Genomic DNA, 12,144 nt, shown 5'->3' with positions numbered 1-12,144 from the left:
GAATTTACAGTGGCAATACCGAAAAAGCGAGTAAGTTTTTACGAAAATTCTACAGTTACATTGCTGCTATCACAGTAAGTTCGCTGAATCGGGCAAAGCTCAGTGCTTAAGGGTGCCATAACCTCAAGAGCAAGCACCACTTAGACGAGTCGATAGAACATAAGCATGAGGTGGGAAACTGAATTAAACCAATTGCTAACGACCAATACGTGAGTGAAAACACGTAGTATTGCCCTTGGGATATACGTAACACCCTCAACTTCAGTGAGTATAAACACTCTAATTAGAGGCGATGCTCATTTGAAACCAAGCATCTTTAAGCATCACACTTAGCATAAGAAACGATCGCCTGTTTCAGCAGGAAGCTGGTTAAAAGCTGAACGGTCTTGCAAATTATCTTCACATAAGTGCTTAGGCAGGAAAATCACCAGGTATAACCTACGACTACCGCTTTTATTAGCTGAGAATGATAATTCTTCCCCATAGAAGTTTTTAACTGCAGGGTGCAAACAAGCTGGTGACACTCTTCATTAAGGAGCGAGACATAGACGGAGGTGCCTGATTAAATGAAAATGGTTAGCAACCTGCAATTTTTCCATTTTCCTCTGCTAACAATCCGACCCAAGGGCATAAATAGAGCTAAACTCCGACTGATGAACCGGAGTTTTATGGCATAATGGTATGCTGTTCAACTGTAGCTGATGTAACTTAAACAGGAAAAACGCTTATGACTCTTCAACTAGGCGATACCGTCCCAGATTTTACTCAAGAGTCCAGCGAAGGGCAAATCGAGTTTTACACATGGGCAGGCGATAGCTGGGTCGTTCTCTTTTCTCATCCGGCTGACTACACCCCAGTCTGCACAACTGAACTGGGTGAAGTCGCAAAACTCAAGCCCGAATTTGACAAGCGCAACGTGAAAGTTTTGGCGCTGAGTGTCGATCCACCAGACTCGCATAAAGGTTGGATTGCTGATATTAACGAAACGCAAAACACAACAGTTAACTACCCATTGCTAGCTGATGCCGATCGCAAAGTGTCCGATCTATATGGCATGGTTCATCCCAATGCAAATGCGAAGGTAACAGTTCGTACCGTGTTCGTGATCGATCCTCAGAAAAAATTGCGTTTGACGCTGACCTATCCCCCGAGCACTGGACGCAACTTTGACGAAATCTTGCGAGTCATTGACTCACTGCAATTGACTGATAACTATGGTGTGGCAACGCCCGTTAACTGGAAAGATGGCGACGATGTGGTTGTGGTGCCCTCAATCTCTACGGAAGATGCCAAGCAACGCTTTCCAAAAGGTTTGACTGAAGTAAAACCCTACCTGCGGATGACACCTCAGCCCGATAAATAGAGTGATCGGAACAAACTGAATCACTAGTAAGTAGCGATCGCCACCATCGGACGATCGCTATTTTTATATCTCCGGCTCGATGCCAAGTGATCGTAACTGCAATCACCATGACATTTGGTGCTACTCGTAGCTTTGGATAGCCCTGAGCGTAATGCAAAAACTGATCAGCTAGAACGATCGCTGCTCAAGGTACTGCCATAGCCCTACAACAGCATCAACAATCGCATTAATGTGAACAGAGATCTCTGCCAACCGTTCACCATCAGAACTCGGATAGACGATCGCGGCTTGCGGTAAAAGCGTAGTCATTGCTGCTACCTGCTATCGCCTCAGTGCTGCCCTCAGTGCTGCCCTTTAGTCAGACTGCTACGGCGTACGAAAGCGTGGGTTGTTTTTAAGTTCGCTAAGTTCAAAAGTTTGTACCCAGTCAATAAAAGCTTCGTCGATCGCGGCTTGCGGCTTGATCAATAACGCGATGTAATGATTTTTCTGCTTTACAACGACAGCAGCAGACTCAGAGCCAAGAATTGTGACGTGGTGAAAGCCCTCTAGTTGCAGGGAAGACATGAGTAATGATCGCAAGCCAAGCGCTTGAAAAATGGTCTGTACCCAACTCATGTTATTGCCTTCGGGTGTTGTGAAGTACTCTTTAGGAAGACCGTTCAAGTCAAAAACAGCCGCGCCCATAACATGGTCGGAGTAGGACATGGATAAACTAGTGATGGACAGAGGAGATTGTAGCCGGGCGTCGGTAAGACTTGGCATAACGAATAGTTTCACTCACTGAGCATTCTATAGTGGCTAAAGGTTCGTGCTGTAACGAGTTCACTCGTCTCTTTGCAGGTATACAGCGTTGTAGATGCAGCCAGTTTTAGGTAGATAATCTCAGTCTAAAGAACTTATACACGCACTGCGTCCGTACAATCCTCATGGAAATGAGTTGCTCCTTATTAAGCATGGCATTGCTGATGAAGTCAGAGTGAATTATGGGCTTAGGGAGACGGATGTTCGTTATTTGAGTGAGAAATGTCATATGGCGATCACCAGCGATCCCTCTCCCATCCGCAGATCTTTTGCGCGGCTGTGGAACTCCTGAACGCTTGAGTTGTCTATCAGTTTAATGATTTGACTCAAGGTAGAGCCGATGGTTTCTCAAGTATTTAAGACTCGTGTATGCAAGACTGGAGCATTCAAGCTTGGGTTATTGAAGGCTGGAACATTTAGTGCGTTGGCGATCGCGGGCAGCTTTGTTTTATCTCATGCGATCGGTAGCGGTCTTGCTTCAGCCCAGGTAAGACCCGTGTTGCAGCAGCAGATTGCTCAAGCTGCCCCATCCTTTCAGTCATTAGAGCAAGCAGTACTGACACAAGTTAATCAGTATCGTGCGAGTCGAAAGTTGCCGCCCCTAAAGATGGACTCGCGCATTAGTGAACAGTCCCGGCTGCATAGTCAGGCTATGGCAAGCGGTGGCGTACCCTTTAGCCACAATGGCTTTAAGCAACGAGTGCAGGCGATCGCTCGTACCCTTCCCTACAGTCGTGCTGCTGAAAATGTTGCGTTTAATCAGGGTTACAGCGACCCTGTGCGCCAGGCGGTGCAAGGTTGGCTCAAAAGTCCTGGTCACCTCAAAAACATTGAAGGCTCGTTTGACACGACTGGCGTTGGCATCGCCAAAAATGCTAAGGGAGAATACTATTTCACCCAGGTTTTTATTCGCCGTCGCTAAAATTGGTCCGGTAAGTGTTATCTGATGATCATTCTGCGGTCTTGCTTTTACCGTCTGTCCCTTTTACCGATACCCTAGACCCTGTACCCTATTCCCTGACCCAGATGGCATTGGAAGATTTCCAGATTTGCGATCGCGATCTGTCTGAGCAACAGCTTGACGCTTATTTACAGGCAGACGCGATCGCGGTTGATACAGAGACAATGGGTTTACTGCCCCAGCGCGATCGGCTGTGTTTGGTGCAGCTTTGTGATGCCCACGATCACGTTAGCGTCGTGTCGATCGCCCGTGGGCAGACGGAGGCACCCAACCTGAAACGCTTGCTAGAAGCAGGCAGCAGCGTCAAAGTGTTCCATTTTGCTCGCTTTGACGTTGCGACCCTGCGCTACCACCTGGCGATCACTGTAAAGCCACTTTTCTGTACAAAAGTTGCCAGCAAGCTTGCCCGTACCTACACACCGAAGCATGGGCTCAAAGATTTAATCCAAGAGCTAGAGCACGTTGAGCTCGATAAAAGCGCTCAAAGTTCTGACTGGGGCAACGCGGCGAATTTATCACCCGAGCAACTTCGTTATGCTGCCAATGATGTTCGCTACCTGTTGAGTGCCCGCCAAAAGCTGATCGCTATGCTCAAGCGTGAGGAACGATGGTCATTGGCAGAACAGTGCTTTGAGTGCATTCCGACGATCGCCCAACTTGACCTAATGCAGTATCAAGGCTTGTTTGAACACTAAGCGTCGAGCTTCAGCTAACCTGTCCATGATCGTTCGGCTGTCCAGTGGCGATCAGACGATTGATACAGCAAGACATCCTGCAAACCTGCTGTGTCTAGCAGTGCGCGCAGTTCCTCTAATCGAAAGGCGGCACAAAGAGAATCTCGAAAAAGCTGCTGCTGGTGAGCATCGTAATCGTCACCAATGCTGCTAACAAGACTATCAACTGTGGCAATGTCTATTGGTCGAAGCAAGTCACGTAGTACGATCGCGCCCCGTGGCTTTAATACTCGCTTTAGCTCTTGCAAAAAGGGCAACGGCTCTGGCAAATGATGCACCAGGCTGTTGGAAACTACCGCGTCAAAGTAACCATTGGGATACGGCAACTGCTTAGCATCCTCATCAGCCAGGGTAATTTGAGCCTGCAAACCGGCTTGCTTCACGTTGGCAGCACCAATTTGTAGCATCGTCTTTGAGCGATCAATGCCAATCACCTGCCATTGCGGACGTTGTTGACAAAGCAAGATTGGAATGCGCGCTGTGCCAGTACCTGCATCCAACACCAGTGCTGACTCAGGCGCAAGCGCGATCACCCGCTCTGCAAAGGCTTCATTCACTGCGGTAAAATCCATTGCATCGTAAGCAACCGATTCTTCCCAGGTATCCATGACCTCTGGCTCAAGCACTCGCTGCATCACATGCTCTCCTGCTGTTGTCCAACCATCTTGTCGTTAAAATAGCGCTATGAGCCAACATCGCATCGAACCCCAGCCCGGACAAGAATCTGTTTGGGACTATCCACGTCCCCCTCGCCTGGAAGAGACGAGCAAACATATTCAGATTATTTTTAACGGTGTCACGATCGCTGACACTCATCAGGCAAAGCGGGTGCTAGAAACAAGCCATCCACCCGTCTACTACATCCCACCTGAAGATATCCAGCAAGACTACCTTATTAAAAGTCTGCGATCGACCTTCTGCGAGTGGAAAGGGCATGGCGCTTACTACAGCCTTGCAGTGGGTGACAAGCGCATAGATGATGTTGCCTGGTACTATCCTGAGCCTACGCCTGCCTTTGCGACGATCGCCAATTATGTAGCGTTTTACCCCGCTCCAATGGATGCTTGTTTTGTCAATGGCGAAAAAGTGGAGCCCCAACCTGGCAGTTTCTACGGTGGTTGGATTACCAGCGATATTGTGGGACCATTTAAAGGGGTTCAAGGCTCGTGGGGCTGGTAAGAACTAGAGCAACGCACCAGGGGAATACAAAGGAGCAGATACTTCCGCCTGGTGCTGCACAACCTATGCTCTAAAGCCGTTTTTCCAGGTATTGACCAATCATTTGTTGCTCTCCAGCACGCGAAATGATGGTTTGGCGAGTGCGATAATGCTGACCGATCAGCTTCAGTTCTTCCTCAAAAACGGAACCTTTGTACTCTGTGCGAAGACAGAGAGTGTTAGGGGCAGAGAAGTAGAAATCTGCTAAGACGGGCTTTGTCGTTGCAAAACCGCGATCGCGGTACAGCTTTGTCCCCCCGGCACCAAACAAGGTAGAACCTTCTGACTGTGGCTTCCCTGTCGCTGAATCATGGCTATCCCAAAGAACTTCAGCGCCGCAGGTTAATAGCGCTTCATCAATGCCATGTAGTGTTGCTAAATGGCATAGTTCAGGACTATTTGGCGTCAAAAACCGAATGGTAATGATGCTAACTACTTCCTTTGTTTCCCCTTCTGGAAGGGTATAGTAGCGCCGCTCGGACTTCCAGCGCCCTTCTGACTGCTGAAAGAAGTTAGCAATGAGAGATACGTCAGTCGTTTGGGTCAAATTTAGTAAAGAAGTCACTCAGTTCAGTCCTCACCTACGCCTAAAGAACACGCTCACTGGAAACACGATTCTGCCAAAATTCGCGTTTTTGTTATTTTTCTTAATATATCACTGATAGTCAAGACTGCTCAGTAATAGTACAGCCGCATCATGCTGGGACTAGAACATTGCTGTCTGTAGTGAGAGGCACAACCGTACCATCACTAGTGGTTGCAATCAGTCACTGGAATAAGGCGCTGACCAGTGGTTTACTAGTTTCATGATTCTGTTGTAGCAAATGCCCATAAAAGCACCATGCCTCCAAGTGGGTACTTTTAGGTTTCATTGGAGTAGAGCATTGACGATCGACTAAAGTTATGCTGCGTCTGGTAGCTTTTAGTCGCATGAGTAGCATTAACTAGCGGCAAGGCTATCTACCCTAAATAGGCTTGCTTAACTCGATCGTCACTTAATAATTCAGCCGCGTTGCCTGTCAAGGTAATGTAGCCAGCTTCTAGAACGTAGCCTCGATTAGCGTACTGAAGGGCAAGATTGGCATTTTGTTCCACTAGCAGAATAGTAACCCCTGCGGTATGGAGGGTTTGAATGCTGGTAAACAGTTCGCGCACGATCGTAGGTGCCAGTCCCAGGCTTGGCTCATCCAGCAGCAATAGTTTAGGGCGACTCATAAGGGCACGGGCGATCGCTAGCATTTGCTGTTCGCCACCGCTGAGAGTGCCTGCAAGCTGATGACGACGCTCTGCCAGTCGCGGAAAGGTGAGGAACTGTTGCTCAATATCCGCTTTGATGCCAAGGCGATCGGAGCGGGTATAAGCGCCGAGCTGCAAATTATCGAGCACCGTCTGTCGCGCTAAAATTCTGCGTCCTTCAGGGCTGTGGGCAATGCCTAGCTTGACGACGGCATGGGCACGCTGTCGAGTAATATTCTTGCCGTTGTAAAAAATATGTCCGTCACGCACACCGATTAGTCGAGAAATTGCCCGCAAGGTTGTGGTTTTGCCCGCGCCATTGGCACCAATTAGCGTGACCACCTCCCCTGCATAGATGACTAGATCGATCGCCTGCAACGCCTGAATGCCGCCGTAGTTGACGCTGAGTTTTTGAATGTCGAGTAAGGGGGAGGGCATGAGGCAGAGTGAAGAAGGAAAACGGCAGAGGGCAGAAGGCAGAAGGGGATTATTCGGCTCCTAGATAAGCTTCGATGACCGCTGGATTGTTTTTGACTTGCGCTGGATCACCCAAGGCAATGAGTTGTCCAAAGTCAAGGACGGCGATGCGATCGCACAAGCCCATCACCAGCGGCACATGGTGTTCGATGAGCAGCACTGTCAGGTCAAACTGATCACGAATTTGGCGGATAAAGTTACTCAGTTGATGCTTCTCGCTAGGGTTCATGCCGGCAGCAGGTTCATCTAGCAGCAGAACTTGCGGTTGCAGCGCCAAGGCACGAGCGATTTCCAATCGACGCTGGTTGCCGTAAGCAAAATTTTGAGCTTGTTCGTCAGCGCGATCGCTTAGTCCCACCAGTTCTAATAGCTCCCTTGCCTTTTGCCGAATTTGTCGCTCTTCACGAGGCGCAGGCGACAAGCCCAACACTCCCTGTAGAGTGCCACTGTGACTATGTATGTGCTGGGCAATCATGACATTTTCCAGTGCAGAGAGGTTGCCAAATAGTCGAATGTTCTGAAACGTGCGAGCAATGCCCTTAGCTGCAACTTGATGCGGACGGAGCCGAGAAAGATCTGCACCTTGATAGATCATCTGCCCACTAGAGGGCGGAATTAACCCAGTTACCAGGTTGAATAACGTTGTCTTGCCTGCCCCGTTGGGACCAATCAGCCCAAAAATTTCGCCTGCGTTAACAGTAAACGACACATTATTGACAGCAACTAGCCCGCCAAAGCGCCGACTCAGCCCTTTCGCTGCCAGCATCGGACGGCAATTAGATTCTGCGGTAGCATTGACAGGTTCCTTTGGGGGCATGGCATACGGTGGCGGAACATCACTAGCTCATGGCTTTATTGTCTTCGATCGCACCAAAGTTTTCGCTTTAATCCTGAAAATTGCTTACGTTCGCGCACTATGGCTTTTACCAGCATCTTTCCAGCGATCGGTCTGACCATCCTCTTCTTTGGTCTTGCCAAACTTATCGTTAAGCATTCAGCTTTTTACCAACAGATCGTGCAAAAAGCTGATCAAGCACAGTACAAAACGTTGGATGGCTTGCGAGGCTTTTTAGCACTGGGTGTTTTCTTTCATCATGCAGTTGTTAACTATCAATATTTTCAAATTGGCACTTGGCAAGTATCACCATCCAACTTTTACACGTTTGCGGGACAGGGCGCTGTTGCTTTTTTCTTCATGATCACCGGATTCTTATTCTGGTCAAAAGTAATTTCTGGTTCTAGATTCAAACTTAAGGATTTTTACATCAAACGTGCCTTGCGGGTTTTGCCAGCCTATTGGTTCTCGCTTGCTGTCATAGTTGTTATTGTGCTGATCATTTCTAACTTTTCCTTAAAAGTTAGCCTACCAAGATTCTTGATGCAAATTGGCAGTTGGCTGGTGTGTGGTATTTATGGATTTTCCAACGTCAGTAGCAACGTTTTTCCTGATATTAACTATTCATCCGTTGGCTTAATCAATGCTTCAGTCCAATGGACTCTAACCTATGAACTTCAGTTCTATTTAATTTTGCCGTTCTTAACGTGGTTTGCTAAACCTTCAAGGTTTATCGGCTTATTCCTCACTTTCTTAACGCTCTGTTTAGTCAGTAGCTATAAACCGTTACCAACGCTGATGAGCTTCCTTTTTGGCATGGCAGCAGCGTATTTAATCAAGCATCTTGAGCCAAAGAAGCGGTTTTTAGGTTGGCATACGTCGCTTGGTATTATGGTGCTTTTGGTCGCGATACCAATTATTCTACCGCCGCCCTATATCTATGATTTAGGAGCGATCTCCCTCATCTTTTGTGCCTTCGTGTTGATTGCACACGGCAATAATCTATTTGGTCTACTGACTGCGTCCGCGTCTAAATATCTCGGCACAGTTAGTTATAGCGTTTACCTGCTGCATGGCATCGTTCTTTTCTCAGTGCTGCGGCTCGTTAATCGGATTTACCCAATTGCCGGTATGAATCCAATTTATTTTTGGATGCTCGTAGGACTATGTGGCTTGATGGTTATTAGTTTGTCTGGGTTGACCTATCGGTATGTTGAGTATCCGTTTCTACGGGTGAAGCTAGCCGTTAATTCAGTTGCGAAATCAGGCTCTTCTCACACCGATCGCTATCCAGTTAAGAAGTAGACACCATACAAACGTAAAGCAAAGGGATGGTCATACTTTCTGTACTTTGCTGTAAGTAGACGCATCTTGCAACACAAGAGTATTGTTTGGGCACAGGGGAGATGCTGCGATCGACATCTGAGTCTGCCGAAGCATGATGCCCATCTAGGTTCTCTGGCGAAATTTACGTGGCTTGAACAGGTTGGGGCTAACAAGACCCTGCGGAAAAAAGACGGAGCCAACCACAATCAGCAAGCCAAACAGAATTAAGCGACTGTCGCGGAGAAATTGCGCTAACCAGGGGGGCAAACCAGGCAGATCGGCAGCAGCACGCAAGATTTCTGGCAGAGCCGTGAAGACCATACCACCCACAACCGGACCAACAACCGTTCTGGAGCCACCAATCAGCACAAAAGTGAGGTAAATGATGCTGACATCAAAGGTGCCTTGTCGCGTATTCCAGGTATTGAGAAAGTGAGCGCTGACGGCACCAACTATGCCTGCCAGCATGGCACCCAGCGCAAACGCTAGCACTTTGTAATAGGTCGGGTTGATGCCCATGGCATCGGCAGCTAGTTCGTCTTCGCGAATCGCAATCAGTGCCCGACCAACACGGATGTTTTCGAGCCGATAAACAAAGAGGCTACTGATGACTAATAAGGGAAGGACAATCCAGAGGTATTCGATCGCCGTCTCAAAGGGTTGCGGAATGCCAAAGATGCCAACTGCACCGCCCGTAATCTCTAGATTTAATGCAAGAATGCGGAGAATTTCAACGAAGGCAATAGTAGCGATCGCCAGATAAATGCCCCGCAGCCGTAAAGCTGGAATGCCAACAACGATCCCTAACAGCCCACAAACTACCCCCGCTAGCAGCATCTCCAACAGCAGCACTGGGATGGGAAAATTGCCGTCAGTCTTAAAGACTTGCGTAGACAGAATCGCAGCGATGTACCCCCCCAGTGCATAAAAGCCGGGACTTGCCAGCGATAGTTGACCTGCCATTAACGGTAGGTAGAGCGATAGCCCCAACACTGCCCCCAGCAACATGGAGACGATTAGAAACCCATAGATAGAGAAAAAATCAGTCATTACAGGGAGATTGGACAGGCTGAATACGAAAGAGCGATCGCGATTCAAAACAGAAAGAACCTCCAATAACGACGTATCGGAAGTTCTTTCTCTTCATAACAACGATCAGTCCTGTCATTTTACTCCCTCCACCCACAACATTGAGGAAGTTACAACAGCCGTATTATGTGCCTAAACAGCCCAATAGTTTTGCTTGATCCAGATCTGCATTTCTGCTTCAGATTCTGTCACCAGTCGTTGCCCTGTTTTGGGGTAATAAACGCTCCAGCATTCATGCCCGTTGTCGTCGATCGTCTGTGTAATTTGAAGCTGATACAGACTGGGCATCGTGTCCGCCAAATTGTTCCATAAGCGCTGAAACCACGCTTTCATCACGCTAGAGGAGCCGAACGACACAGCCTTCTGCTCTACCGTCAACTGCTCATATTCACGCTCTAGCAGCGCCGTCAACTGAACGTTGTGGCTGGCTCTTGCTACTTCTAAGCGGTGAGAAAGAGAGGCAACCATGCTAGACAGGTGTTTCAGTTTCAGCGCGGGATCGTTAATCAGCGTGGACGTAGGCATAGCGGCTCGTTCATCAGTATCACTATTTATAAACTTAGCGCTTTACCGCAAGTCTTTAGTAATAACAGTACATTTTGATACAAAACTCGCTGTTGTTAGGCTGTGATCATCTGAACCGTCACCACCACGGTGCTGATTTGTTGCATTCTTTCAGGACGACTAAAAGTATGACGGATGCGCTTTGCCAGCAACAGCAAGTGGTGTTAACGGGACTGAGTGATGCGGCAAAACAACTCAAGCAATGAAGCGAACAAATTTGTTTTTGCCAAGCTGTAAGACTTTACCAACCAGATCATGAGGTGAATCAAACACACGATCGACCGTATCAACCTTCTCGCCATCTAGCTTCACTGCACCGCCTTGAATCTGTCGTCTCGCTTCAGAGCTGCCTTTACATAAACCGCTAGCGCTAACCAGATAAAACACCTTGGCGGGAAACTGTATAGAAGACAGGGAGAACTCTGGAACAGTATCCGCGTTGGTAGTGTTGCCTTGCACAAGGGCGATCGCGTCTTGCTGTGCCTGTTTCGCTGCCGCTTCACCATGAAACTGGGTCACGATCGTCAGCGCTAGCAGCTTTTGAGCGTCACGGGGGTTTGGAAGTATTTGGTCGATCGGCAAAGCGGTCAGCAGTTCAAAGTACGACTTCAGCAATGCGTCAGGCGTTTTCTCTAGCTTGGAGTACATCGTCAGCGGGTCTTCCGATAGCGCTACATAGTTGCCGAGAGACTTCGACATTTTCTGCACGCCATCAGTGCCCAGCAAAATGGGTACGAGTAGCCCAAACTGAGGGCGCAGACCAAAATGACGCTGTAAATCTCGACCGATCGCAATATTGAACTTTTGATCAGTTCCGCCCAATTCCACATCGGCTTCAACCGCAACCGAGTCGTAACCCTGCATCAGTGGGTAGAGAAATTCATGCAGGTAAATGGGGTCGCCTTTGTCGTAGCGTTCTGAAAAGCCCTCTTTTGCTAGCATTTGCCCGACGGTGGTGGTTGCCAGAAGTTGCAGAATTTTGCTTAAATCCAGGCTAGACAACCACTCCGAGTTGTAGCGGATTTCTAAACGACCCGGTGTGTCGAAGTCTAGAATGGGGCGTACCTGGTTCAGGTAAGTCTGGGCGTTGGCACGCACTTCATTTTCATTCAACTGACGACGCACTTCGGATTTGCCGGTGGGGTCACCAATGCGAGCAGTGAAGTCGCCAATAATCAAGACAGCCGTATGCCCAGCATCCTGAAACGATCGCATTTTCCGCATAGGAATACTATGCCCCAAATGGATGTCTGCACCTGTGGGATCAATACCCAACTTGATGCGGAGGGGGCGATCGCTCTGTGCCAACCGCTGCGTCAGGTTTTCATCACTGCTGGCAGACTCTACCTGATCGGGAAAAATTTCGCTGATGCCGCGCTGCAGCCAGGACAAATTGGACATTATGTTCAGATAACGGGAGAACGCAGTTATAGACAGCTTGACAGTTTCATTGCTCGTTTCACAGAGCTAGTTGGCTTCGAAGACGAGCCAATAGAGCCACCGTGTTTGTTTGTAAAGCTAGCAACAAGCTGTCTGC

At 48.4% G+C, this 12,144-nt stretch carries 14 protein-coding genes; 5 read left to right on the top strand and 9 right to left on the bottom strand.

Translation table 11 applies throughout. From position 1 onward, the window contains the following. The first annotated feature begins 727 nt into the window (after positions 1-727). On the top strand, positions 728-1,363 hold the full coding sequence (locus tag H6F76_RS10495; protein ID WP_190507987.1) for a peroxiredoxin: 636 nt from the start codon (positions 728-730) through the stop codon (positions 1,361-1,363). Between the two features lie 168 nt (positions 1,364-1,531). Here H6F76_RS10495 and H6F76_RS10490 read toward each other — a convergent pair whose 3' ends face one another. Together H6F76_RS10490 and H6F76_RS10485 are read right to left on the bottom strand one after the other, a co-directional pair. Continuing rightward, entirely contained in the window at positions 1,532-1,672 is a 141-nt protein-coding gene (locus tag H6F76_RS10490; protein ID WP_190448629.1) for a hypothetical protein, read from the bottom strand. Between the two features lie 57 nt (positions 1,673-1,729). Next, positions 1,730-2,071, bottom strand: coding sequence for a hypothetical protein (locus H6F76_RS10485; RefSeq protein WP_199322036.1), 342 nt, complete (start codon positions 2,069-2,071; stop codon positions 1,730-1,732). Positions 2,072-2,507: 436 nt separating this feature from the next. Here H6F76_RS10485 and H6F76_RS10480 point away from each other — a divergent pair, with 436 nt between their 5' ends. Together H6F76_RS10480 and H6F76_RS10475 are read left to right on the top strand one after the other, a co-directional pair. Next, positions 2,508-3,089, top strand: a complete 582-nt coding sequence (locus tag H6F76_RS10480; protein WP_190507986.1) for a CAP domain-containing protein — start codon at positions 2,508-2,510, stop codon at positions 3,087-3,089. 104 nt (positions 3,090-3,193) lie between these two features. Beyond that, positions 3,194-3,823 carry a ribonuclease D gene (locus H6F76_RS10475; protein ID WP_190508032.1) on the top strand — a complete coding sequence of 210 codons (630 nt, stop codon included), beginning with the start codon at positions 3,194-3,196 and terminating at the stop codon, positions 3,821-3,823. A gap of 14 nt (positions 3,824-3,837) precedes the next feature. Here the strand turns inward: H6F76_RS10475 and H6F76_RS10470 are convergent, their stop codons facing one another. Further along, positions 3,838-4,497 (bottom strand): class I SAM-dependent methyltransferase, encoded by a 660-nt coding sequence (locus H6F76_RS10470; RefSeq protein ID WP_190448633.1) that lies wholly within the window; start codon positions 4,495-4,497, stop codon positions 3,838-3,840. 49 nt (positions 4,498-4,546) lie between these two features. On the opposite strand from H6F76_RS10470, the gene H6F76_RS10465 reads away from it, so the two are divergent. Further along, a complete protein-coding gene (locus H6F76_RS10465) occupies positions 4,547-5,041 on the top strand; it encodes a DUF427 domain-containing protein (RefSeq protein ID WP_190507985.1) in 495 nt (164 codons plus the stop codon). 70 nt (positions 5,042-5,111) lie between these two features. Here the strand turns inward: H6F76_RS10465 and H6F76_RS10460 are convergent, their stop codons facing one another. The 3 genes from H6F76_RS10460 to H6F76_RS10450 form a co-directional block, all read right to left on the bottom strand. After that, entirely contained in the window at positions 5,112-5,645 is a 534-nt protein-coding gene (locus tag H6F76_RS10460) for a phycobiliprotein lyase (RefSeq protein WP_190448635.1), read from the bottom strand. A gap of 395 nt (positions 5,646-6,040) precedes the next feature. Beyond that, positions 6,041-6,754: an ABC transporter ATP-binding protein gene (locus tag H6F76_RS10455; RefSeq protein ID WP_190507984.1), complete on the bottom strand. Its 714-nt coding sequence runs from the start codon at positions 6,752-6,754 to the stop codon at positions 6,041-6,043. A 49-nt stretch (positions 6,755-6,803) separates the two neighbouring features. Next, on the bottom strand, positions 6,804-7,610 hold the full coding sequence (locus tag H6F76_RS10450) for an ABC transporter ATP-binding protein (protein ID WP_199322035.1): 807 nt from the start codon (positions 7,608-7,610) through the stop codon (positions 6,804-6,806). Positions 7,611-7,709: 99 nt separating this feature from the next. On the opposite strand from H6F76_RS10450, the gene H6F76_RS10445 reads away from it, so the two are divergent. Beyond that, entirely contained in the window at positions 7,710-8,933 is a 1,224-nt protein-coding gene (locus H6F76_RS10445; RefSeq protein ID WP_190507982.1) for an acyltransferase, read from the top strand. Between the two features lie 144 nt (positions 8,934-9,077). On the opposite strand, the gene H6F76_RS10440 is transcribed toward H6F76_RS10445, so the two are convergent. The 3 genes from H6F76_RS10440 to tyrS form a co-directional block, all read right to left on the bottom strand. After that, the gene (locus tag H6F76_RS10440) at positions 9,078-10,004 is read right to left on the bottom strand and encodes a branched-chain amino acid ABC transporter permease (protein ID WP_190507980.1); all 927 of its coding nucleotides are present in this window, start codon (positions 10,002-10,004) and stop codon (positions 9,078-9,080) included. A 171-nt stretch (positions 10,005-10,175) separates the two neighbouring features. Then, the gene (locus H6F76_RS10435) at positions 10,176-10,568 is read right to left on the bottom strand and encodes a hypothetical protein (RefSeq protein ID WP_190507979.1); all 393 of its coding nucleotides are present in this window, start codon (positions 10,566-10,568) and stop codon (positions 10,176-10,178) included. Between the two features lie 234 nt (positions 10,569-10,802). Then, the gene (gene tyrS, locus H6F76_RS10430; protein WP_190507977.1) at positions 10,803-12,008 is read right to left on the bottom strand and encodes a tyrosine--tRNA ligase; all 1,206 of its coding nucleotides are present in this window, start codon (positions 12,006-12,008) and stop codon (positions 10,803-10,805) included. Between the last annotated feature and the right edge of the window lie 136 nt (positions 12,009-12,144).

Origin of the sequence: Leptolyngbya sp. FACHB-321 (assembly GCF_014695975.1) — a bacterium.
Classification (GTDB): Bacteria; Cyanobacteriota; Cyanobacteriia; order Leptolyngbyales; family Leptolyngbyaceae; genus Stenomitos.
Note: the sequence above shows the minus strand (reverse complement) of the source record. Positions and strands in the feature narration are given on the sequence as shown.